This window comes from Streptomyces sp. NPDC037290 (assembly GCF_055603245.1).
Map to the genome: position 1 here is coordinate 280,955 of NZ_JBVJVZ010000010.1, position 23,730 is coordinate 304,684.

Here is a 23,730-nt window from a genome sequence, read left to right on the forward strand (position 1 = left end):
GCGGGCCGCCGGATCCCGGATGAAGGCTCAGCTCAGGCCGAGGCTGGAGAGGGCGGTCGTCCAGTCGGTCATGATCGCGTTCTGTGCGTCGGTGAGGCTGACGTCACCGGCGCAGACCGCCTTCTTCAGCTTGTTCTCGACGGTGTCCTTGTTCGAGGACGTCTCGTCGCCGTAGTGCGGCTCCGGCCAGAGGTTCTCCGGGTCCTTCGGGGCTCCGCCGAGTTCGAGCGGGACGAAGTGGTCCTCCTCGTAGTCCGAGAGGTTGGTGTCGGAGTAGCCGTACTCGACGATCTGCTGTTTCTTCAGCGCGGTGGTGTAGGAGCTGGGCGGCCGTACGGTGGCGGTCCAGCCGGAGACGCAGATGGTCGAGTCGATGGTGTCCTGGGTGACGTCGGGGTTGAGGGCGCCGGGCGTACAGGCCGAGTCGGGCAGGGGCAGGTAGGCCTGGCTGCAACTGGCGGCGTGGGCGGAGCCGGTGGTGACGGTGAGGCCGGCGGCGGCGAGGGCGAACGAGGAGAGGGCGGTCACCAGGGGGCGCGGTATTCGGGACATGTGGGGTTCTCCCGGTGCGGTGCCCGGCAGAGATTCCGGGCGGTCGTGGGCATGACAGCACCGGGATCATCTATGCGAGTAGACCCCTTTGCCCGACCGAGAGTTCCCTTGATTGAACGTTTATCCACGGGAGGACAGGACGAGGCGTGGCCTTGACGCGCCCTTGACATCGCGCCGGGCGGAGAGGCCCCGAGCGGCGCCGCCGAAGGCGTGATCGCCCGTCAACCACCCACCATAGCCCGGGTGAACGCCCGCTGAACCGGGTGCCTACGCCAGACTTTCCCGCCACGCCCTGTGCAGATCCGCGAACCGGCCCGTGCCGCCGATCAGTTCCTCCGGCCGGCCGTCCTCGACGACCCGGCCGTGCTCCATCACCAGCACCCGGTCCGCGATCTCCACGGTGGACAGCCGGTGGGCGATCACCACCGCCGTACGGCCCCGCAGCACCGTCGCCATGGCCCGCTGCACGGCCCGCTCACCCGGGATGTCCAGCGAGCTGGTCGCCTCGTCCAGGATCAGCACCGCCGGGTCGGCGAGCAACGCCCGGGCGAAGGCCACCAGTTGGCGCTGACCGGCGGAGATCCGGCCGCCGCGCTTGCGGACGTCGGTGTCGTAGCCGTCGGGCAGGGCGCTGATGAACTCGTGCGCGCCGATCGCCTTCGCCGCCCGCTCGATCTCCTCGCGGGTGGCGTCGGGCCGGCCGATGGCGATGTTGTCGGCGACCGTGCCGGAGAACAGGAACGCCTCCTGGGTCACCATCACCACCCCGCGCCGCAGTTCCGGCACGGACAGCTCGCGCAGATCCACCCCGTCCAGCAGCACACGGCCGCCGGAGGGGTCGTAGAAGCGGGCGAGGAGCTTGGCGAGGGTGGACTTGCCCGCACCCGTGGAGCCGACCACGGCGACCGTCTGCCCCGCCGGGAGGGTCAGGTCGAAGCGGGGCAGCACCTCGCCGCCGGTGCGGTAGGCGAAGCGGACGCCGTCGAAGACGACCTCACGGCCCGGGAAGCCGTCCTTCGGCGGCGGAAGTTCACGTGGCTGCGCGGGCTCCGGCACGGACGGGGCCTGCGCCAGCAGACCGGCGATCTTCTCCAGGGAGGCGGCCGCTGACTGGTAGGAGTTCAGGAACATGCCGAGCCGGTCGATCGGGTCGTACAGCCGGCGCAGATACAGCACCGCCGCCGCCAGGACGCCCAGTTCCAGCGAGCCGGACGCCACCCGGTAGGCGCCCCACAGCACGATCCCGGCCACCGCCGTGTTGGCCACCAGCCGCGAACCGACCACATAGCGGGCCATCTCCAGCAGGGCGTCCCCGTTCGTCCGCTCGTGCCGCTGGTTGAGGACGGCGAACTCGGCGTCGTTCGCGGCCTCCCGGCGGAACGCGCGCACCGGACGGATGCCGTTCATCGTCTCCACGAACTTCACGATCACGGCCGCGATCGCCGTGGACCGCGCCCGGTAGACCCGTCCCGCCCGCCGCTGGTAGAGCCGTATGAGGAGGTACAGCGGCACGAAGGAGGCCACCGCGACCGCGCCCAGGCCGAGGTCAAGCCACAGCAGCATCGCCGAGATGTAGACGAAGGACAGCACGACGGTCACCAGCTCCTGGAGCCCGTCGCCCAGCAGTTCGCGCAGCGACTCGACGTCGGTGGTGGACCGGGAGATCAGCCGCCCGGAGGTGTAGCGCTCGTGGAAGTCGATGCTCAGCGCCTGCGCGTGCCGGAAGATCCGGCCCCGCAGATCGAGCAGCACGTCCTGGCTGACCCGGGCGGAGGCCTCGATGAACGCGAACTGCAGCGCGCCGGACAGCAGCGCGCACAGCAGATAGCCCACGGCCACCGCGATCAGCGGACCGTGCCGGTGGTCCCGGAACGCCGGTACGGCGTCGTCGATGGCGTACGCCACCAGAAGCGGGCCCGCCTGCACCGCCGCCTGCTGGAGCAGCAGGAGGAGGGTGGTGAGGGCGGCCCTGCCCTTCAGGGGCGCGAGCAAGGACCGCAGCAGGGCGGCCGTGGCGCCGGGCGGGGAGGGCAGGACGTCCCGGTCGAAGACGTCCCCGTCACCGCCGCCGCTCTCGCGGTGCGGGCCGGGGAGCTCGTCGTCCCCGGCGGTGGGCGTGGAGGCGGTCGTGGTGGTCAACGGGGGTCCTCCGTGTCCCTGGCGTCTTTGGACATCAGATGTGCGTACTCCGCGTTGCCGCGCAGCAGTTCCCGGTGGGTGCCGACGGCGGCGATCCGGCCGCCCGAGAGCAGGGCGACCCGGTCGGCGAGCAGCACGGTGGACGGGCGGTGGGCCACGATCAGCGCGGTGGTGCCGGCGAGGACCTGCCGCAGCGCGGCCTCCACGGCGGCCTCCGTGTGCACGTCCAGGGCGGACAGCGGGTCGTCCAGCACCAGGAACTCCGGTCTGCCCACCACCGCGCGGGCCAGCGCGAGGCGCTGGCGCTGGCCACCGGAGAGGCTGAGGCCCTGCTCGCCGACGCGGGTGTCGGTGCCCTGGGGGAGGGCGTGCACGAAGCCGGCCTGCGCGACGGCGAGGGCGCGGTCGAGGTCCGCCGCGCCCGCGCCGTCCGCCGCGCCCATCAGCACGTTCTCGCCGACGCTCGTGGAGAACAGCGTGGGTTCCTCGAAGGCGACGGCGACCCTGGCGCGCAGCTCCTCCAGGGACATCGCGGCGATGTCGACGCCGTTCAGGGTGATACGGCCGGAGGTGACCTCGTGCAGCCGGGGGACGAGGGCGGTGAGCGTCGTCTTCCCGCTGCCCGTGGCGCCGACCAGGGCCATGGACTCGCCGGGGCGGATGTGGAGGTCGATGTGGGTGAGCAGGGGCGGGGAGCCGGGGGGTGCGTCGGGGTAGCGGAACCGGACGTTCTCGAAGCGGAGTCCGGTGGTGGCGGGTTTCGCCTGCCCACCCTCGCGGGATGCCGCTGCCCGGGGGGCCACGACGGCTTCCGGCTCCTCGTCCATCGCCTCGAAGTACCGCTCCGTGGCCGTCGCCGCCTCCTGGCTCATCGCCAGCAGGAACCCGATCGAGTCCACGGGCCACCGCAGGGCGAGCGCCGTGCTCAGGAAGGCCACCAGGGTGCCCGCCGACAGGTCACCGTCGGCCACCCGGACCGCGCCCAGCACCAGCGCCGCCCCGATCGCCAGCTCGGGCAGCGTCACGATGACACCCCAGATCGCGGCCAGCAGCCGCGCCTTGCGCAGCTCCGTGCCCCGCAGGGTGACGGACAGTTCGCGGAACGACCGTGCCTGGCTGCGGTGCCGGCCGAAGCCCTTGATGATGCGGATGCCGAGCACGCTCTCCTCGACCACCGTCGTCAGGTCGCCGACCTGGTCCTGCGCGCGCCGCGCCACTTCGGCGTACCGCCGCTCGAAGACCGCGCAGGTCCACATCACGGGGATGGCGGGACCGAGGATGACCAGGCCCAGCACCCAGTCCTGCATCAGCATGATCACCACGCCGACGAGGATCGTGACCCCGTTGACCAGCAGGAACGTCAGCGGGAAGGCGAGGAACATGCGCAGCAGCATCAGATCGGTGGTGCCCCGCGACAGCAGCTGGCCGGAGGCCCAGCGGTCGTGGAAGGCGACGGGCAGCCGCTGCAGACGGCGGTAGAGCCCGGCCCGCATCTCCGCCTCGACGTGCGCCAGCGGACGGGCGACCAGCCAGCGCCGTATACCGAACAGGACCGCCTCGGCGATGCCGAGCAGGAGCAGGTACAGCGCGCCGAGCCGGACGCCCGCCGGGTCCCGGCCGGCGACCGGCCCGTCCACCATCCACTTCAGCACGAGCGGGATCACCAGCCCCGTACAGGAGGCGACGATCGCGACGAACGCGGCCGTGAACAGCCGTGCCCGCACGGGGCGGACGTACGGCCACAGGCGCAGCAGCGTGCGGACGGCGGAACGGTCGGTCGCGGTGGTTGCACGTGTCGTGGGCATCAACCGCGAGCGTACGGACCGGCACTGACATCGCCCACCGGGTTTTGGCCGTACCCGGGTCCGCCGTCGGTCCTGCGACCTGGCTGTCCGAGCATCCGCACACGGGGGTCGTAGGGCCGCATCAACCGATCGGACGATGCGGGCCCGAGCGGGCCGGCCGATGTGCCGGGGCCCGCCCGCCCGGGATGCTCAAGGCATGTCATCCGTCATCGAAGTCACCGATCTGCGCAAGTCGTACGGCGGACGGGCCGTCGTCGACGGCGTCTCGTTCGCCGTCGAGGAGGGCGAGATCTTCGGGATCCTCGGCCCGAACGGCGCCGGCAAGACCACCACCGTGGAGTGCGTCGAGGGACTGCGGGTCCCGGACGGCGGCCGGGTCCGGGTCGCCGGTCACGACCCGGTCGCCGACCACGACGAGGTCGCGAGGATCCTCGGCGCCCAGCTCCAGCAGAGCGAACTGCAGGCCAAGCTCACGGTGCGGGAGGCGCTGGAGCTGTACGCGGCCTTCTACCCGAACCCGGCCGACTGGCGGCCCCTCGCCGAACGCCTGGGGCTCACGGCGCAGCTCGGCACCCGGTTCGGCAAGCTGTCCGGCGGCCAGCAGCAGCGGCTGTTCATCGCGCTGGCCCTCATCGGCAGTCCGCGGATCGTGGTGCTGGACGAGCTGACCACCGGCCTGGACCCGCGCGCCCGCCGCGACACCTGGCAGCTCATCGAGGACGTCCGGGCCAGCGGGGTCACGGTGCTGCTCGTCACCCACTTCATGGAGGAGGCGCAGCGGCTGTGCGACCGGATCGCGGTCATCGACAAGGGCCGCGTGGCCGCCCTGGACACCCCGGCCGGGCTCATTCGACGCTCGGCGGGCGCCACCGTCATCAGCTTCACACCGTCCGCGCCGCTGGACGAGGGTGAGCTCGCCGCGCTGCCGCAGCTCGCCTCCATCGAGCACAAGGACGGCCGGATCACGCTCTCCGGCACCGACGAGACCGTCAACGCGGTCATCACCCTGCTCGCCCGCCACCGCGTCACCGCCCACCAGCTCCGCGTTCTCGACGCGACCCTGGACGACGCGTTCCTGGACCTGACCAAGGAGGCCGCGGCATGAACACCGCCGTGCTGCGTACCGAGTTCCGCCTGTTCCGCCGGGAGCCCGCGGCCGTCTTCTGGATCTTCCTGTTCCCGACGCTGCTGCTGGTGATCCTCGGCTCGATCCCCTCGTTCCGGGACGTCGACAAGTCGATGGGCGGGATCCGGCCGATCGACGCCTATGTGCCCGTGGCCGTGCTGATCGCCATGATCATGTCTGGTGTGCAGGGGCTGCCGCCGGTCCTCACCGGCTACCGGGAGCGCGGCATCCTGCGCCGGATGTCCGTCACGCCGGTACGGCCCTCCGCCCTGCTGTCGGCGCAGATGGCCGTGCAGGGCGTGGTCGGCCTGGCCTCCGCGCTGCTCGTGATCGTGGTCGGCCGGGTCGCCTTCGGCGTGGCCGTGCCTCAGCAACCGGGCGGCTATCTGTTCGCCCTCCTCCTCGCGGTGGCGGCCGCGCTCGCCCTCGGCTCCGTGGTCTCGGCGCTGTCCCGCACCACGAAGATCGCCAGTGCGATCGGATCGGCGGTGTTCTTCCCGATGATGTTCTGCGCGGGCGTGTGGCTGCCGGTCCAGGAGATGCCGCACGCCCTGGCGCGGGTGGTGCAGCTGACCCCGTTCGGTGCGGCGGCCCGCGCCCTGAACGAGGCGGCGGCCGGGCACTGGCCGGGCTGGACGCACCTGGGCGTGCTCGCGCTGTGGACGGTGCTGCTGACGGCGGGTGCCGCCCGCTGGTTCCGCTGGGAGTGAGCGCGCCGTGCCGGACACTGGTGGGATGACGGCCGCCGTGCAACCGCAGATCCGGGCCCGCTTCGACAGGTGGGGGCCCTGGGCACTGCTGGTCGCCGGTACCGTCGCGGCGGCCATCTCGGCGCGCCCGGTCGGCATGGACCGGCACGAGATGGCCCAGTCGGCCGTGCTGGTGGCCGCGGCCGCCGTGCTGCAGGGGTACTGGGCGAGGGTGAAGCGGAGGCGGCCGGAGCCGCACCGGGCCGGTGTCTGCCTCTACCTCCTGCGCTGGGCCATCGGCTTCGTGCTGTCCTGGCTCAACCCGTTCTTCGCCTTCTACGCCGTGATCGGCTACTACACCGCCTCCATCGACCTGCCCCGCCGACTGGTGCTGCCCGGTCTCTTCCTGACCGCCGTCACCATGGCCGGCGGCCAGGTGGGCGGCTGGCCACCGCACGGGCTGGTCCAGTGGACCGGCTTCTTCCTCGTCCTGGCCGTCAACATGGGCCTGGTCACCCTGTTCACCCGGTACGCCCAGCAGGAACAGGCCCGCGCCGTGGTCCAGGCCGACACCATCGATGAACTGGAGCGCACCAACACGGCGTTGCAGCAGGCCCTCGACGAGAACGCCGCGCTGCACGCCCAGCTCCTCGTCCAGGCCCGGGAGGCAGGGGTCGCCGACGAGCGCCGCCGGCTCGCCGCCGAGATCCACGACACCCTCGCCCAGGGCCTGACGGGGATCATCGCCCAGCTCCAGGTCGTCGCCAACGCCCCCGACCTGGACACCGCCCGCACCCACCTGGAGCGTGCCTCCGCGCTCGCCCGGCACAGCCTCGGTGAGGCCCGCCGCTCGGTGCACAACCTCGCCCCGGTCGCCCTGGCCGCCGACGGGCTGCCGGAGGCGCTGAAGAAGACGGTCGCCGAGTGGGGCCAACGCACCGGTGCGCGTGCCGACTTCACGGTCACCGGCACCGCCGAGCAGCTGCACGACGAGGTCTCGGCGACGCTGCTGCGCATCGCCCAGGAGGCCCTGTCCAACGCGGCCCGGCACGCCCGCCCGGCCCGCGTCGGGGTGACCCTGTCCTTCATGGGCGACGAGGTCACGCTGGACATCCGTGACGACGGCACCGGCTTCGACCCGGCCGCCGTAGCGCCCCGCACCCGCAGCGGAGGCTTCGGCCTGGACGGCATGCGGGCCCGCGCCGAACGCATCGCGGGCTCGCTCACGGTCGAGTCGGAACCGGGGCACGGTACGGCGGTGTCGGCTCGCGTACCGTTGGTCCGCGATGACCGCTGACACCACCATCTCCCTGCTCATCGTCGACGACCACCCGGTCGTGCGCGACGGCCTGCGCGGCATGTTCGAGTCCGCCCCCGGCTTCACCGTGCTCGGCGAGGCCGCGAACGGCGTGGAGGCGGTCGACCGGGCCGCGGCCCTGGATCCGGACGTGATCCTGATGGACCTGCGGATGCCCGGCGGTTCCGGCGTGGACGCCATCCGCGAGCTGGCCCGGCGCGGGGCCCGGGCCCGGGTCCTCGTCCTGACGACGTACGACACCGACTCCGACACCCTGCCCGCGATCGAGGCGGGGGCGACCGGCTACCTCCTCAAGGACGCCCCGCGCGACGAGCTGTTCACCGCCGTCCGGGCCGCCGCCGAGGGACGTACGGTCCTCTCCCCCGCCGTCGCCTCCCGGCTGGTGCACGCGGTCCGCACCCCGCGGGGGCCCGGCGCCGAACCGCTGTCCGCACGCGAGCGCGAGGTGCTGGTCCTGGTCGCCAGGGGCACGTCGAACCGCGAGATCGCCCGCGAGCTGTTCATCAGCGAGGCGACGGTCAAGACCCATCTCACCCATCTGTACGCCAAGCTCGGCGTCAACGACCGGGCGGCGGCGGTCGCGGTGGGGTACGACCGGGGGATCCTGGGCTGAGCAGGGGCTCCGTTATTCGATGGAGCGGGCGTCCCCGGCCCCGATAGGTTCGAGGTTTGCCGGCGGGGCGAGCCGATCGGGGGATGGATGATCGACGCGTACGAGGATCCGGGCGCGCCCGACACGCGCGGCGGCTGGCGCTATCTGTGGTGGCTGGTGCTGTGCCAGCCGGGCCGGGCGGCGGCCGGGGCGCTGCTGGCCAGTGTGTGGATGGTGCTGATGGCCGCGCAGCCGTATCTGATGGCGCGGGCCGTGGACGACGGGCTGCTGCCGGGGCGGCTGGGGGTGCTCGCCGGGTGGGCCGGGGTGATGTTCGCGGCGGGGACGGTGAACGCCTGGCTGAGCATCATGCGGCACCGCACGATGACCCGGGTGCGGATGGACGCCAACTTCCGCACGGTGAAGGTCGTCGTGGGCCACGTGGTGCGGCTCGGGGCCGCGCTGGGGCGCCGGGCGGAGGCCGGTGAGGTGGTGACCATCGGGGTCGGCGACGTGCTGACCGTCGCGCAGGCGCTGACCGTGGTCGGGCCGGGCGTCGGCTCGGTGGTGGTGTACGCGGTGGTGGCCGGGCTGCTGTTCGCCGTCTCGGTGCCGCTGGCCGCCGTCGTCCTGCTCGGGCTGCCGGTGATCGCGCTGCTCACCGGGCCGCTGACGCTGCGACTGCAGGGCGCGGAGAGCGGGTACCGGGAGCGGCAGGGCGTGCTCACCGCCCGCATCGGCGACCTCGCGGGCGGGCTGCGGGTCCTCAACGGGCTCGGCGGCAAGGGGCTGTTCGCGGACGCCTTCCGCGTGGACTCGCAGCGGCTGCGTGCGCAGGGCTACCGGGTGGGTGCGGTGGCCAGCTGGGTGCAGGCGCTCGGTGTGGGGCTGCCCACGCTGTTCCTTGCCGTGGTGACCTGGCTCGCGGCCCGGCTGGCGGCCCAGGGGTCCATCAGCATCGGCGAGCTGGTGTCGGTGTACGGCTATGTGGCGGTGCTGATCGGCCCGGTGGCCTTCTTCGTGCAGATGGCCTACGAGCTGAACCGGGGTGTGGTGGCGGCGCGCCGTGTCGTACGGCTGCTGCGCCTTGAGCCGGAGCCCGACGAGGGCACGCTGCCCGCGCCCGAGGGGCCGGCCGGACTGCACGATCCGGCGTCCGGGGTGCGGGTGGCGCCGGGCCGGCTCACCGCGCTGGCCGCCGCCCAGCCCGCCGAGGCCACCGCCGTCCTCGACCGGCTCGGCCGGTTCGGACCGACCGACGCCGAATGGGGCGGGGTGCGGCTGGACGCGGTCCCGCTCGCGGACGTACGGCGGCGGATCCTGGTCGCGGACCACGAGGCCGACCTGTTCGCGGGGCCCCTGCGGGAGGTCGTGGCGGCCGAACGCACGGCGGGTGAGGCGGAGTTGGGCCGGGCGTTGTACGCGGCCGCCGCCGAGGACGTCGTGCGCGGGCTGCCGGACGGGCCGGACTCGCCGGTGGCCGGGCAGGGCCGCAGCCTGTCCGGCGGGCAGCGGCAACGGGTACGCCTGGTGCGGGCGTTGCTCGCCGACCCCGAGGTGCTGCTCGCCGTGGAGCCGACCTCGGCGCTGGACGCGCACACCGAAGCGACGGTCGCGCGGCGGCTGCGGGAGGCGCGGGAGGGCCGTACGACGGTGGTGACATCCACGTCGCCGCTGGTGCTGGACCGCGCGGACACCGTCGTGTTCCTCGTCGACGGCAAGGTCGCGGCCAGCGGCACACACCGGCAACTGCTCGCGGCGGAGCCGGCCTACCGGGCCCTCGTGGCCCGGGACACGGAGGGCGCCGAAAACGCGGAAGGGGCAGCACGGTGACGGGGCACGCGGGACCGGGGCGACGGCAGTCCGCGTGCCGGGGCGCGGAAGGGGGCGGGCGGTGACGGTGGGTGAGGGGCTGCTGCCGGTTGCGGACCGGGGGCGGGTGCGGCGGGCCGCAGTGCGGCTGGTGCGGGCCGACGGGCGGGCGTTCGCCGCCGCGCTGCTGCTGAACGCGCTGGCGGCGGGGGCGGGGCTGGTCGGGCCCTGGCTGGTCGGGCGGATCGTGGACGACGTGCGGGCCGGGCAGGGGGTCGGCGCGGTGGACCGGCTCGCACCGTGGATCGTGCTGTGCGCGCTGGCCCAGCTGCTGCTGGCCCGCTGGGCGCGGTACGTCGGCTACCGGTTCGGGGAGCGGACCCTGGCCCGGGTGCGTGAGGAGTACGTCGAGCGGGTGCTGGCGCTGCCCGCGTCGGTGGTGGAGCGGGCAGGCACCGGCGATCTGACGGCGCGCGGCACGGCGGACGTGGCGACCGTGGGCAGCATGCTGCGCGACGTCGGCCCGGAGCTGCTGGTGTGCTCGGTGGAGGCGGTGTTCGTGCTGGGCGCGGTGTTCGCGCTCGACCCGCTGCTCGGGGCGTTCGGGCTGCTCGGGCTGACCCCGATCTGGCTCGCGCTGCGCTGGTATCTGCGGCGGGCCCGGGACGGCTATCTCGCCGAGGGCGCGGCCACCTCCGAGGTCGCGGAGATCGTCGCCTCGACGGCGGCCGGGGCCCGGACCGTCGAGGCGTTCCGGCTGCGGGAACGGCGGATCACGGCGAGCCGGGACGCGCTGGAGGAGTCCCGCCGTACCCGCTTCCACACCCTCTTCCTGCGGACGGTGTTCTTCCCCGCGGTCGAGGTGACGTACGGCGTGCCCGTGGTGGGCGTGCTGCTGCTCGGCGGATGGCTGCACCAGCGCGGCGCTGTCGGGGTCGGCGCGGTGGTGGCCGCGGCGCTGTATCTGCGGCAGTTCACCGAGCCACTGGACCAGGTCCTGATGCGTGTGGAGCAACTGCAGAGCAGCGGCGCCTCGTTCGCGCGCGTGGAGGGGCTGGCACAGGCGCCGCGCCGGCGGATCGCCGCCGCGGTGGGCACGCCGCGCGGGGATACCGACGGCCCGGTGCAGGCAGCCCGCGACGAGATCCCCGGCGGGGTGCGCACACCGCACCGGGACACCGACGGCCCGGCGCGCACCACCCGGCGTGGGAGCGTCGGCCCGGCGCGGGCGGCGGGCGCGGCCGGCGCCCCGGTGCCCGCCGACGACCGGATCGACGTGCGCGGGGTCCGGTACGCCTATGAACGCGGCGGAGAGGTGCTGCGCGGGGTGGACCTGACGGTACGGCCCGGGGAGCGCCTCGCGGTCGTGGGCCCCTCCGGCGCCGGGAAGACGACCCTCAGCAGGCTCCTCGCGGGCATCGACCGGCCCGGCACCGGCGCGGTGACGGTGGGCGGGGTGCCGGTCGCCGACCTGGAGCCGGAGCTGCTGCGCCGTCAGGTGGTCCTGGTGACGCAGGAGCACCATGTGTTCCTCGGCACGGTCCGGGACAACCTGCTGATCGCCGAGCCGGAGGCCACGGACGCCGACGTGTGGGCGGCGCTCACCGCGGTCGGCGCCGACGACTGGGTGCGTGGGCTGCCGGACGGCCTGGACACCCGGCTGGGCGCGGGCGGCAGCTCCACCGACGGTTCCCAGGCCCAGCAACTCGCCCTGGCCCGGGTGGTGCTGGCCGACCCGCACACCCTGATCCTGGACGAGGCCACCGCCCTGCTGGACCCCACGACGGCCCGGCACACCGAACGCGCTCTCGCCGCCGTCCTGGAGGGCCGCACGGTCATCGCCATCGCCCACCGCCTGCACACGGCCCACGACGCCGACCGGGTGGCGGTCATGGAGGACGGCCGCCTGACGGAACTGGGCACCCACGAGGACCTGGTGGCGGCCGACGGCGCCTACGCGGCGCTGTGGCGGACCTGGCACGGGGACTCCGCCGGGCGGCCCGGGACCACGGGTCCCGGCCCCCGGTGACGGGTCCGCATAGCGAACATGAACATCCGGTCAACGGACCATTTCCGGCCAAGTTTGTGACGCGGTCCTGACAGGCGCCGTGATCCCCTGTCACTCTTCCCTGGCCGACTCACAGCAACCCCACAGCTCCACCTGCTGTGCACGATCGGCCTGCACGTGGTTCCGCGTAACGCCCTGTTCTGCCCGGACGTCCCAACCCACCGTCCGGTCTCCCCTGGCCGCGCGACCCGCGGTCACGCAGAAGGAGTCAGTGTTGAGAAGCAGTTCCTCTCGCAGACGCACCTCCCACGCAGCGCAACGCCGCACCGCCACCGTCGCCCTCGCCGGTGTCGCCGCCCTGATCGCCGCCGCCGTCCAGTCGGGCGCGGCCAGTGCCACACCGGCCGAGCCGCAGTCCGGCAAGGTGAATCCGGCCCATGTGGCCGTCAAGCTCACCCCCTCGCAGCGTGTCGAGCTGATACGTCACGCCGACGCGACGAAGGCCGCCACCGCCCGGTCCCTCGGCCTCGGCGCCAAGGAGAAGCTCGTCGTCAAGGACGTCGTCAAGGACGCCGACGGCACTCTGCACACCCGCTACGAGCGCACCTACGCCGGCCTTCCGGTGCTCGGCGGCGACCTGGTCGTGGCGTCCGTGTCGGGCAAGACCATGGATGTCATCAAGGCCACCGGCGCCACACTGAAGGTCGCGGGTCTCACCCCGGCCGTGTCGAAGGCCGCGGCCGAGAAGCAGGCCGTGCAGCAGGCCAGGGCCCTCGGCGGCAGCAGGCCGGCGGCCGACTCCGTCCGCAAGGTGATCTGGGCGGCGAGCGGAAAGCCCGTCCTCGCCTACGAGACGGTCGTCGGCGGCCTCCAGGACGACGGCACCCCGAACCAGCTGCACGTCATCACCGACGCCACCACCGGCAAGAAGCTCCATGAACACCAGGGCATCGAGACCGGCGTCGGCAACACCCGCTACAGCGGCCAGGTGAACCTGACCACGACCCACTCGGGGTCGACGTACACGCTGACCGACGGGGCGCGCGGCAACCACAAGACGTACAACCTGAACCACGGCAGCTCGGGCACCGGCACCCTCTTCTCGCAGAGCAACGACACCTGGGGCGACGGCACCACGTCGAACGCCGCGACGGCGGGCGCGGACGCCCACTACGGCGCGCAGGAGACCTGGGACTTCTACAAGAACACGTTCGGCCGCAGCGGCATCAGGAACGACGGCGTCGGCGCCTACTCCCGCGTGCACTACGGCAACTCGTACGTGAACGCCTTCTGGGACGACGGCTGCTTCTGCATGACCTACGGCGACGGGTCCGGCAACAACGACCCGTTGACCTCGCTGGACGTGGCCGGCCACGAGATGAGCCACGGCGTCACCGCCAACACCGCGGGCCTCGACTACAGCGACGAGTCCGGCGGCCTGAACGAGGCGACCAGCGACATCATGGGCACCGGCGTGGAGTTCTACGCCAACAACAGCTCCGACCCCGGTGACTACCTCATCGGCGAGAAGATCAACATCAACGGCGACGGCACCCCGCTGCGGTACATGGACAAGCCCAGCAAGGACGGCGGCTCGGCGGACTCCTGGTACTCGGGTGTCGGCAACCTCGACGTGCACTACTCCTCGGGCGTCGCCAACCACTTCTTCTATCTGCTGAGCGAGGGCAGCGGCGCCAAGGTGATCAACGGCGTCAGCTACAACTCACCGACCGCGGACGGGCTTCCGGTCACCGGCATCGGCCGGGACAAGGCGCTGCAGATCTGGTACCGGGCGCTGACCACCAAGTGGACGTCCACCACCGACTACGCGGGCGCCCGCACCGGCACCCTCGCGGCGGCCGGTGAGCTGTACGGCACCTCCAGCGCCGAGTACAAGGCGGTGCAGGACGCGTGGGCGGGCGTCGCGGTCGGTTCGCGCTCCGGAGGCGGCGGGGGCGGCGGTACGTCGTACGAGAGCAACACCCCGGTCGCCATCCCGGACAACGGACCGGCCGTCACCTCGAACATCACGGTCTCCGGCCGGAGCGGAAACGCGCCCAGCAACCTCCAGGTGAGCGTCAACATCACGCACACCTGGCGGGGTGACCTGGTGATCGACCTCGTCGGACCGTCGGGCACCGCCTACCGGCTGAAGAACTTCAGCTCCTCGGACTCGGCGGACAACGTGAACGAGACCTACACGGTCAACGCCTCCGCCGAACCGGCCAACGGCACCTGGAAACTCAAGGTGCAGGATCAGGCCACCTACGACACCGGAACGATCAACGGCTGGAAGCTGACGTTCCCGTAAACGGAGAGCAACAGCCCCGGGAACTGGGGGTCGTCCGAGGGTCCGGCACCCTCGGACGGCACCCGTTAACACACCTGCAACGTTTCTCGGACAGTTGATTTTCGGCCAACATCACTTCAGGGCCCTGACATGTACGCGCCCCTGATGCCACTCTTCCTTCACCCGCCGCAGAGCTTCACCACATCGTCCCGGCCAGTAACCCCACGCTGACCGGACTCCCCACACGAAGGAGCTTGCGTGACCCCCCGCTACGCGCGTCACAAGCGCACCACTCTGGTGATCGCCACCGCCGTCGCCGCCGGAGCCCTCATCTCCACCGGTCTGGCCACCAGCGCCTCCGCCCAGACCCCGGCCGGTGCCGCCGCCAGGACCTCGGCCGCGGCGCCGACCGCGCTGTCCGCCGCCGCCCGCACCTCCCTGATACAGAAGGCGCAGGCCGACGCGGCCGCGACCGCCCGGCAGATCGGCCTCGGGGCCAAGGAGAAGCTGGTCGTCAAGGACGTCGTGAAGGACGCCGACGGCACCGTCCACACCCGCTACGAGCGCACCTACGCGGGCCTGCCGGTGCTCGGCGGCGACCTCGTCGTCCACACCGCCAAGTCGGGCAGGACCGAGGGCGTCACCAGAGCGACCAAGGCGACCATCAAGGTGGCCTCGCTCAAGCCGCAGCTCACCGCGGCCAGGGCCGAGAAGGCCGCGGTGTCCGCCGCCAGGACCCTTGGCTCCGCCAAGACCTCCGCGGACGGCGCCCGCAAGGTCATCTGGGCCGGCTCCGGCAAGCCCGTCCTCGCCTACGAGACGGTCGTCGGCGGTCTGCAGGACGACGGCACCCCGAACCAGCTGCACGTCATCACCGACGCCGCCACCGGCAAGAAGCTCTTCCAGTACCAGGGCATCGAGAACGCGACCGGCACCGGCAAGACGCTGTACTCCGGCACGGTCAGCCTCAACACCACGCAGTCGGGCTCGACGTACCAGCTCACCGACGGTGCCCGGGGCGGTCACAAGACGTACAACCTGGCCCGCAAGACGTCCGGCAAGGGCACCCTGGTGGCCAGCTCGACCAACGTCTTCGGCACCGGCACCGCCTCCACCTCCTCCTCCGACCAGACCGCGGCCGCCGACGCCGCCTACGGCGCGGCGGAGACGTGGGACTTCTACAAGAACACGTTCGGCCGCAGCGGCATCAAGAACGACGGCGTCGGCGCCTACTCGCGCGTCCACTACGGCAACTCGTACGTCAACGCGTTCTGGGACGACAGCTGCTTCTGCATGACCTACGGCGACGGTGACGGCAACGCCGACCCGCTGACCTCGCTGGACGTGGCCGGCCACGAGATGAGCCACGGCGTCACCGCCAACACCGCGGGCCTCGACTACTCCGGCGAGTCCGGCGGCCTGAACGAGGCCACCTCGGACATCTTCGGCACCGGCGTGGAGTTCTACGCCAACAACGCGTCCGACAAGGGTGACTACCTCATCGGCGAGAAGATCAACATCAACGGCGACGGCACCCCGCTGCGCTACATGGACAAGCCCAGCAAGGACGGCGGCTCGGCGGACTACTGGTCCTCCTCCGTCGGCAACCTGGACGTCCACTACTCGTCCGGTGTCGCGAACCACTTCTTCTACCTGCTGTCCGAGGGCAGCGGCTCGAAGACGATCAACGGGGTCACCTACAACTCCCCGACCTCCAACGGCTCCACGGTCACCGGCATCGGCCGGGACAAGGCGCTGCAGATCTGGTACAAGGCGCTGACGACGTACTTCACGTCGACGACCAACTACAAGGCGGCCCGCGCGGGCACCCTGTCCGCCGCGTCCGCCCTGTACGGCTCCTCCAGCACCGAGTACAAGGCGGTGGCGGCCGCCTGGTCGGCCGTGAACGTCAACTAGGCGCACAGTTCCTGGGGAATCGGGCGGCACCCGGACGGAAGACGTCCCGGGTGCCGCCCTACGCTTGTGACCCATGTCCTCGGCGCCCTTCACCTACGAGCCGGTCGGCGCGACCCGCAACGACCTGACGTACTGCCCGCCCGGCTTCCACCCCATGCTCGTGCGCACCCGCCTCGGCGAGGGCCACAAGGTCTTCCAGCGGGCCGCCGAGGCGGTCCTCACCTGGGAGATGCACCGCGAGCTGGGCGTCGGCATCCAGGCCGACGCCCACCGCGCGGCCCCCGGCACCGACGTCACGGTCACCCTGGCCGGCCTGATCAAGGCCCCCTGCCGCGTCGTCTGGACGGCCGAGGAGCCCCGCCGGGCCGGCTGGGCCTACGGCACCCTGGCGGGCCACCCCGAGTGCGGCGAGGAGGCCTTCGTGGTCGACCGCACGGGCGACGGCACGGTGTGGCTGACGGTCGCGGCCTTCAGCAGGGGGGCCAAGTGGTACGCCAAGGCAGGCGGCCCGGCCACCCGAGGCCTCCAGCACGCGTACGCCCGCCGCTGCGGTGCGGTCCTGCGCAGGCTGTGCGCTCCGCTGTCCGAGGAATAAGGGGCGAGATCACCCCGTAGGACCCCCGCGATGGGGAAGATTCCGCAGGCCAGGGGCCCGGGCCGGCGCTTGTAGGAAGCTCCGAAAGACATGGCCTCAGCCTGCGGCTCCTTCATGCCTTCCACGCCTGGCCGACATCACCCGGTTACCTGTGTACTCCTCGTACAAGTCGCAACGAGAAGGCGGATGGCGACCCGACGAGGGGGAAAGCCTTGACTGAGACGTTGTCTCACCAGGTCGAGACCGCGTGCCCCGATCCGGGTACCGCCGTCACCGCGGAACTCGACGACCGCGACACCGTCCCGGCCGGCCTCGGGGCCGGGCGCGCGGTGTGGGACTCGGTGTACACGACGAAGAAGCCGCCGTGACGAGCACGCGGCCGCATGTGCACGGTACCTCCAGGGTGCAGACGATCACCGATCAGGGCGACGGAGATCGACCAACCTCACGCTCGGCAACTGTCTCGTCACCGAGGCAGCGGCCTCCTGATGGCCGACCAGACCCCTCCCGCAAGCCCCACACCTCTTCGAAAAAGGAGCAACCGTGACCACGCAGACCCAGGAAACGAACATCCAGGACGTCGAGCGCGTCTGGATGGAGAAGGCGATCACGCTGGCCACCAACAGCGTGCTGAACGGTGGGGGTCCCTTCGGCGCGCTGATCGCCAAGGACGGCGAGGTCGTGGCGCTCGGCAACAACCAGGTCACCTCGTCCCTGGACCCGTCGGCGCACGCCGAGGTGAGCGCGATCCGCGCCGCCTGCAGGGAGCTGGGCACCTTCTCGCTGGCGGGCTGCACCCTGGTCACCTCGTGTGAGCCGTGTCCGATGTGCCTGTCCACCGCGCTGTGGGCGCGCGTCGACCGGCTCGTCTACTCCGCCGACCGGCACGATGCCGCGGTGGCCGGCTTCGACGACCGCAAGTTCTACGACCTGTTCGACAAGAAGCCCGCGGCGATGTGGCCGATGTCGGTCGAGCACCTGGACCTGCCCAACCGCACGGCGCCGTTCGACGCGTGGCTGGCCAAGTCCGACCGCATCGACTACTGACGAGGAGTTCCGCAGCCTGTGGTGAACAAGGCGACGGACGCGGGACTCCCCGGCCTCCCGGGCCTCGCGGGCCGGGGCAGGCCGACGACTCTCGTACTGCTGCGGCACGGTGAGACACCGCTGACACCCGAGAGGCGGTTCTCCGGCAGCGGTGGCCCGGATCCGTCGCTGTCGGAGGCCGGGCGGCGGCAGGCCGAGGCGACCGCGGCACTGCTGGCCGCCCGCGGCGGTGTGCAGGCGATCGTCGCCTCACCGCTGCGCCGCTGCCGGGAGACGGCACAGACGGTCGCCGCCCGGCTGGGCCTGGACGTCCACATCGAGGAGGACCTGCGCGAGGCCGACTTCGGCGCCTGGGAGGGCCTGACCTTCGCCGAGGTCCGCGAGCGCCACCCGGCCGACCTGACGGCATGGCTGAAGTCCCCCACGGCGGCACCCACCGGCGGCGGCGAGCCGTTCGAGGAGGTGACGCGACGGGTGGCGGCGGCGCGGGACGCACTGCTGACACGGCATGCGGAGAAAACGGTGCTGGTCGTCTCGCACGTCGGCCCCCTGAGAACACTCCTGCGGCTGGCCCTGGAGGCACCGGCACAGACACTCTTCCGGATGGAACTGGCAGCGGCGTCGCTGTCGGTGGTGGCGTACTACGCGGAGGGGAACGCGTCGGTACACCTGCTCAACGACACGGGGCACCTCCGTTAGGCGGGCCTTGCACAGTAGCCGCGGCCGCACCAGGCCGCGGCTACTCGCTCGGTACCGCAATCCACTCCCACCTGCCGGGATCGCAATCCAGCCGACCTGCCCGACGCCTCACCGTTCCGCGTTGCCCCCGGCAATGTGCTGATGTGATGACCACTGCGGCAAATTGGCAGTCTTGGGCCACGCCGCCAGGCACATCCATCCCCGCCTGCGTCCCCACTGACTCCACCCCGTGGCCCAAATCTGCCAATCGCTCCACGCCGCGAAGTCTTGAGGCCGAGGCACGCGCCACACCCGCGCCCCCATCCACCTGCTCCGCAGCCGCTGAACTCACCCACCGTCCATGCGAGGCGCGACCCCGCTCCCTCGCCGACGCCGCCACGCTGGTCCGCGACGCACTGCATGGCTCGGCCTTCATCGATTCCGAGGCTCAGCTCAAGACCTATCGAACGAGTTTCCGTAAGGTGGAGGCCGCGTCACTCGACCCCGAGCAATCGCGTGAACTCATCCACAGACTGGCGAAGGACCTATGAGGTTCCCCATGGACAATTGGCGGAAGTCGTCCTACTCGGGCCCGGGCGACGGCAACGAATGCGTGGAGATAGCCACCACCGCCACCCGCACATCCATCCGCGACTCCAAGGACCCGGCCGTCGGCACCCTCACCGTCCCGGCCGGGTCCTTCGCCCTCTTCATCGAGGCCCTGAAGAAGACGCCGTAACGAAGGCGCACAGCACCTGCGGTGCGTCCCCGACCCGGGCTGGTACCGATGACCCCACCTCTGCACACCCCCGCGCCGGTCCCCTCGCCCGGTCCCGGGGCCCGGCGCCGCCGAGTCCTGCTCGTCGCCCTGCCGGCATGCATCTCCGCCGTACTGCTGGCCGCCCGTCTGGCCTGGGACTCGGACACCTTCAAAAACTGCCGGTACCTGGGGCCGTCCACGCGGATGTACGTCACCTCATGGGCCGGTCTCGCCTGTGCCGTCGGGGGTCTGCTGGTGTTCCTCGCCCTCCCCCGCACCGAACGGCGCGGGCTCGCGGTGGTGTCCGCGGTGGCCGGGCTGCTCCTGGCCCTGGCTCTGCTCGCGACCGTGTACTGGCTGTACGCGCCGGACCCGGCCGGGGGGAACGACTGCTCGGGCCTCGGACTGCCGCTGCCGTAGCGCAGCCGCGTCCGGGCGGGACGGTCACCGCAACAACACGCCCGCCCCCTCCGCCCCCTCCTCCGAAGGCACCGCCACCAGTCCCATCTCCGCGCCGGACGCCAGGAGGCGGTGGCTCGGCAGAATGCGGACGGTGTAGCCGTAGGGGCCGGTGCGGTCCAGGGCGAGCGGGCCCTCGTACAGCAGGCGGCCCTCCAGGTCCGGGGTGCCGGCCGGCTTCAGGAGGACGACCGTCGCGTCGGTGATCCGGTCCTCCGCGTCCACCCGGCCGGACACCGCCTGCACCTCGACGTCGTCCGGCGACAACGCGCCCAGGCCGACCCGCACCCGCAGGCCCACCGTCGTGCCCAGCTCCGCCGTGGCCGTCGTGGCGGTCGTCTCCACGTGGTCGACGCTCACGCCCGGCCACGCCGCCCGCACCCTGGCCTTCCAGGCGGCCAGTTCGCTCGCGGTGTCCGGGGTCAGCGCGCGGTGCGCCTGCGCCGCGGGGACGTAGAGACGGTCGACGTACTCGCGGACCATGCGGCCGGCCAGCACCTTCGGGCCCAGCAGACTCAACGTCTGGCGGACCATCGCGATCCAGCGGTCCGGCAACCCGCCCCGCCCTCGCTCGTAGAACCGCGGGGTCACCCGCTGCTCCAGCAGGTCGTACAGGGCCGCCGCCTCGATGTCGTCCCGGCGGTCCACGTCCATGCCCGCGCCGTCCGCCGTCGGGATGGCCCAGCCGAAGTCCGGCTGGAACCATTCGTCCCACCAGCCGTCCAGGACGGACAGGTTCAGGCAGCCGTTCAGCGCCGCCTTCATGCCGGAGGTGCCGCAGGCCTCCAGGGGGCGCAACGGGTTGTTCAGCCAGACGTCGCAGCCGGGGTAGAGCTTCTGCGCCATCGCCATGCCGTAGTCGGGCAGGAAGACGATGCGGTGGCGGACCCGCGGGTCGTCGGCGAAGCGGACCAGTTCCTGGACGAGGCGTTTGCCGCTGTCGTCCGCCGGGTGAGCCTTGCCCGCCACGACGATCTGGATCGGGTGGTCCGGGTGGAGCAGCAGCTCCATCAGGCGGTCGCGGTCGCGGAGCATCAGCGTCAGGCGTTTGTACGACGGCACCCGGCGCGCGAAGCCGATCGTGAGGACGTCCGGGTCCAGCACTCCGTCGATCCAGCCCAACTCCGCGTTCCCGGCCCCCCGTTGGCGCCATGACGCCCGCAGCCGGTCCCGCACCTCCAGCACCAGCTGTTCGCGCAGGGTGCGGCGCAGCTCCCAGATCTCCTGGTCCCCGATCTCCGCGACCGAGTCCCAGCGCTCGGAGCCGCCGACGGTCAGCGCGTCCTCGGCCCGCTCGGAGCCGACCTGCCGGGCCCCGAGCCGCAGCACCTCCGGAGCGACCCAGGTCGGCGCGTGCACTCCGTTGGTCACGGACGTGATCGGCGCCTCCTCGGCGTCGAATCCCGGCCACAGTCCCGCGAACATCTCCCGGCTGACCTGGCCGTGCAGCAGCGACACGCCGTTGGCCCGCTGGGCCAGCCGCAGCCCCATCACGGCCATGTTGAACAGGTTCGGCTCGCCGCCCGGGTAGGTCTCCATGCCGAGCCGCAGGACGCGGTCCACCTCGATGCCGGGAAGCTCGGCGTCCGTTCCGAAGTGCCGGGCGACCAGCTCCCGGTCGAAGCGGTCGATGCCGGCCGGGACGGGGGTGTGGGTGGTGAAGACCGTGCCGCCGCGCACCGCCTCCAGGGACGAGTCGAAGTCGAGGCCCCGCTCGCACAGTTCGGCGATCCGCTCCAGGCCCAGGAAGCCCGCGTGCCCCTCGTTGGTGTGGAACACCTCCGGCTCCGGGTGCCCGGTGAGCCGGCAGTACGTCCGCACCGCCCGGACACCCCCTATGCCGAGCAGCATCTCCTGCAGCAGCCGGTGCTCGCTGCCGCCGCCGTAGAGCCGGTCGGTCACCCCGCGTTCGCCGAGGTCGTTGTCCTCCACGTCCGAGTCGAGCAGCAGCAGCGGCACCCGGCCGACCTGGGCCAGCCAGATCCGGGCGTGCAGGGCCCTGCCGCCGGGCAGCGCGAGCGAGACCTGTGCCGGGCTGCCGTCGGCTTCCTTCGGCTGGGTGAGGGGCAGCTCGTTGGGGTCCAGCACCGGGTAGTGCTCCTGCTGCCAGCCGTCACGGGACAGGGACTGCCGGAAGTACCCGTGCCGGTAGAGGAGACCGACCCCGATCAGGGGGACGCCCAGGTCGCTGGCCGCCTTCAGATGGTCCCCGGCGAGGATGCCGAGGCCGCCGGAGTACTGGGGCAGGGCTGCGGTGATGCCGAACTCGGGGGAGAAGTAGGCCACCGCGGCGGGCAGGCCGTCCGCCTGTGTCTGGTACCAGCGGTCGCCGGTCAGATAGTCGTCGAGGTCGTCGGCGACCGCGCCGAGCCGGCGCAGGAACCGCCGGTCCGCGGCCAGTTCGGCCAGCCGCCCGGGCCGCACCCGGCCCAGCAGCCGCACCGGGTCTCCCCCGGCCGCGGCCCAGGCCTCGGGGTCGACGGACTGGAACAGATCGCGCGTTTCCGCATGCCAGGACCAGCGCAGATTGCGCGCCAGGTCACTCAGCGGCCGGAGGGGTTCGGGGAGAACGGGACGGACGGTGAACCGACGGATCGCCTTCACATGCCACCTCGGACGCGTCACGGAGTGAGACGCACGGCGCTGTACGTCTCGTCGTCGTCATCGACGGTAGTGGTTACCGGGGGGTCGGTGGGGACGCGCCCGATGGGGGTGTCGGGGCGTGGGGAGGCGGGCATCGGGCATGCGGAAAGAAGGGGGCCGGTCTTGTGGGTGGACATACGCGGGAGTAGTTAACAAAGTTCCGGATTGCCCACCCGAACAGGGTGGGAAGGCTCCTCCGGTACACACCCCACAGGCGTCACCCAGCACCTCCGCAGGACCCATCTCCCCACATCCATCCGCCCACACCCACGTTGACGCGGACAGGAGCGGTCATGCCCGCCACGCACCACTCGTCACCACCTCCGAGCAGCAGCAGCAAGAGCACGGCAGCGGCGAAGAAGACGGCCAAGAAGACGGCCAAGAAGACGGCCGAGAGGACGGTCAAGAAAACGGCCGAGAGGACGGCCAAGAAGACGGCGGCCAAGCCGACGGAGAAGCCGGCGGCCAAGAAGGCCGTGAAGCGCGCCGCCCGCGTGCCCGGCCCCGCCGGCGCGCCGCCCGGCCCCGGCGAGGCCACCCTCGGCCGGATCCCCGTCCTGGACGTACGCCCCGTGGTCCAGCACGGGCGCAGGCCGGCCAAGGCGGTCACCGGTGAGTCGTTCGAGGTGTCCGCCACCGTCTTCCGGGAGGGTCACGACGCCGTCGCCGCGAACGTCGTGCTGCGTGATCCGAAGGACCGTCCAGGCCCGTGGACGCCGATGCGCGAACTCGCCCCGGGCACCGACCGCTGGGGCGCCACCGTCACCGCGGGCGAACCGGGGCGCTGGACCTACACGGTGGAGGCCTGGTCCGACCCGCTGGCGACCTGGCGGCACCATGCGCAGATCAAGATCCCGGCCGGCATCGACACCGAACTGGTCCTGGAGGAGGGCGCCCGGCTGTACGAGCGCGCGGCCGCCGGAGTGCCCGAGGAGCGACGGCCCCTCGTGCTGGACGTGGTCGAGGCGCTGCGCGACGAGGACCGGCCGGCCGCCTGGCGCCTCGCGGCGGCACTGGCGCCGGAGGTGAGCGACCTGCTCGCCCGGCATCCGTTGCGGGAGCTGGTCACCGCGTCCGATCCGATGCCGCTGCTGGTGGAGCGGGAACGCGCTCTGTACGGCTCCTGGTACGAGTTCTTCCCCCGCTCCGAGGGCACCGCCGAGCAGCCGCACGGCACGTTCCGCACCGCCGCGCGCCGGCTGCCGGCGATCGCCGCGATGGGCTTCGACGTCGTCTACCTGCCCCCCGTCCACCCCATCGGCACGACGTTCCGCAAGGGCCCCAACAACACCCTCACCGC

Annotated in this window: 18 protein-coding genes and 2 pseudogenes; 16 read left to right on the forward strand and 4 right to left on the reverse strand. The window is 72.1% G+C overall.

Translation table 11 applies throughout. From position 1 onward, the window contains the following. Positions 1–27: 27 nt before the first annotated feature. The 3 genes from ACZ7HQ_RS30980 to ACZ7HQ_RS30990 form a co-directional block, all read right to left on the reverse strand. On the reverse strand, positions 28–552 hold the full coding sequence (locus ACZ7HQ_RS30980) for a hypothetical protein (protein WP_470996913.1): 525 nt from the start codon (positions 550–552) through the stop codon (positions 28–30). A 267-nt stretch (positions 553–819) separates the two neighbouring features. Next, positions 820–2,691: an ABC transporter ATP-binding protein gene (locus ACZ7HQ_RS30985; protein ID WP_470996915.1), complete on the reverse strand. Its 1,872-nt coding sequence runs from the start codon at positions 2,689–2,691 to the stop codon at positions 820–822. After that, on the reverse strand, positions 2,688–4,496 hold the full coding sequence (locus tag ACZ7HQ_RS30990; protein WP_470996917.1) for an ABC transporter ATP-binding protein: 1,809 nt from the start codon (positions 4,494–4,496) through the stop codon (positions 2,688–2,690). Before ACZ7HQ_RS30990 ends, ACZ7HQ_RS30985 begins: the two co-directional genes overlap by 4 nt. Positions 4,497–4,692: 196 nt before the next feature. On the opposite strand from ACZ7HQ_RS30990, the gene ACZ7HQ_RS30995 reads away from it, so the two are divergent. The 15 genes and pseudogenes from ACZ7HQ_RS30995 to ACZ7HQ_RS31065 all read left to right on the forward strand — a co-directional run bounded on the left by ACZ7HQ_RS30995 (position 4,693) and on the right by ACZ7HQ_RS31065 (position 19,748). Continuing rightward, on the forward strand, positions 4,693–5,601 hold the full coding sequence (locus ACZ7HQ_RS30995) for an ABC transporter ATP-binding protein (protein ID WP_470996920.1): 909 nt from the start codon (positions 4,693–4,695) through the stop codon (positions 5,599–5,601). After that, the gene (locus tag ACZ7HQ_RS31000) at positions 5,598–6,332 is read left to right on the forward strand and encodes an ABC transporter permease (RefSeq protein WP_470996923.1); all 735 of its coding nucleotides are present in this window, start codon (positions 5,598–5,600) and stop codon (positions 6,330–6,332) included. The genes ACZ7HQ_RS30995 and ACZ7HQ_RS31000 overlap by 4 nt, the downstream gene beginning before the upstream one ends. 25 nt (positions 6,333–6,357) lie before the next feature. Then, positions 6,358–7,608, forward strand: coding sequence for a sensor histidine kinase (locus ACZ7HQ_RS31005; RefSeq protein ID WP_470996925.1), 1,251 nt, complete (start codon positions 6,358–6,360; stop codon positions 7,606–7,608). Next, positions 7,598–8,242 carry a response regulator gene (locus tag ACZ7HQ_RS31010; protein ID WP_470996928.1) on the forward strand — a complete coding sequence of 215 codons (645 nt, stop codon included), beginning with the start codon at positions 7,598–7,600 and terminating at the stop codon, positions 8,240–8,242. Before ACZ7HQ_RS31005 ends, ACZ7HQ_RS31010 begins: the two co-directional genes overlap by 11 nt. A gap of 87 nt (positions 8,243–8,329) precedes the next feature. Then, on the forward strand, positions 8,330–10,054 hold the full coding sequence (locus ACZ7HQ_RS31015; protein WP_470996931.1) for an ABC transporter transmembrane domain-containing protein: 1,725 nt from the start codon (positions 8,330–8,332) through the stop codon (positions 10,052–10,054). Between the two features lie 61 nt (positions 10,055–10,115). Next, the gene (locus tag ACZ7HQ_RS31020) at positions 10,116–12,062 is read left to right on the forward strand and encodes an ABC transporter ATP-binding protein (protein WP_470996934.1); all 1,947 of its coding nucleotides are present in this window, start codon (positions 10,116–10,118) and stop codon (positions 12,060–12,062) included. Between the two features lie 253 nt (positions 12,063–12,315). Continuing rightward, positions 12,316–14,352 (forward strand): M4 family metallopeptidase, encoded by a 2,037-nt coding sequence (locus ACZ7HQ_RS31025; RefSeq protein ID WP_470996937.1) that lies wholly within the window; start codon positions 12,316–12,318, stop codon positions 14,350–14,352. Between the two features lie 237 nt (positions 14,353–14,589). After that, the gene (locus ACZ7HQ_RS31030) at positions 14,590–16,248 is read left to right on the forward strand and encodes a M4 family metallopeptidase (RefSeq protein WP_470996940.1); all 1,659 of its coding nucleotides are present in this window, start codon (positions 14,590–14,592) and stop codon (positions 16,246–16,248) included. Positions 16,249–16,321: 73 nt separating this feature from the next. Then, the gene (locus tag ACZ7HQ_RS31035) at positions 16,322–16,843 is read left to right on the forward strand and encodes a DUF1990 family protein (protein ID WP_470996943.1); all 522 of its coding nucleotides are present in this window, start codon (positions 16,322–16,324) and stop codon (positions 16,841–16,843) included. Between the two features lie 212 nt (positions 16,844–17,055). Further along, entirely contained in the window at positions 17,056–17,211 is a 156-nt protein-coding gene (locus tag ACZ7HQ_RS31040; protein ID WP_470996946.1) for a hypothetical protein, read from the forward strand. A 175-nt stretch (positions 17,212–17,386) separates the two neighbouring features. Next, positions 17,387–17,890, forward strand: a complete 504-nt coding sequence (locus ACZ7HQ_RS31045; protein WP_470996949.1) for a nucleoside deaminase — start codon at positions 17,387–17,389, stop codon at positions 17,888–17,890. A gap of 75 nt (positions 17,891–17,965) precedes the next feature. After that, positions 17,966–18,589: pseudogene (locus ACZ7HQ_RS31050) on the forward strand (histidine phosphatase family protein); the annotation flags it as partial. A 377-nt stretch (positions 18,590–18,966) separates the two neighbouring features. Then, positions 18,967–19,119 (forward strand): annotated as a pseudogene (locus tag ACZ7HQ_RS31055) (Scr1 family TA system antitoxin-like transcriptional regulator); the annotation flags it as partial. A gap of 8 nt (positions 19,120–19,127) precedes the next feature. After that, positions 19,128–19,307 carry a DUF397 domain-containing protein gene (locus ACZ7HQ_RS31060; RefSeq protein WP_470996952.1) on the forward strand — a complete coding sequence of 60 codons (180 nt, stop codon included), beginning with the start codon at positions 19,128–19,130 and terminating at the stop codon, positions 19,305–19,307. 48 nt (positions 19,308–19,355) lie between these two features. Next, positions 19,356–19,748, forward strand: a complete 393-nt coding sequence (locus ACZ7HQ_RS31065; RefSeq protein WP_470996954.1) for a hypothetical protein — start codon at positions 19,356–19,358, stop codon at positions 19,746–19,748. A 24-nt stretch (positions 19,749–19,772) separates the two neighbouring features. Here the strand turns inward: ACZ7HQ_RS31065 and glgP are convergent, their stop codons facing one another. Next, the gene (glgP, locus tag ACZ7HQ_RS31070; RefSeq protein ID WP_470996957.1) at positions 19,773–22,391 is read right to left on the reverse strand and encodes an alpha-glucan family phosphorylase; all 2,619 of its coding nucleotides are present in this window, start codon (positions 22,389–22,391) and stop codon (positions 19,773–19,775) included. Between the two features lie 332 nt (positions 22,392–22,723). Here glgP and ACZ7HQ_RS31075 point away from each other — a divergent pair. Next, positions 22,724–23,730, forward strand: a 1,007-nt coding sequence (locus ACZ7HQ_RS31075) for a maltotransferase domain-containing protein (RefSeq protein ID WP_470996960.1), incomplete at its 3' end; no start/stop codon positions are given.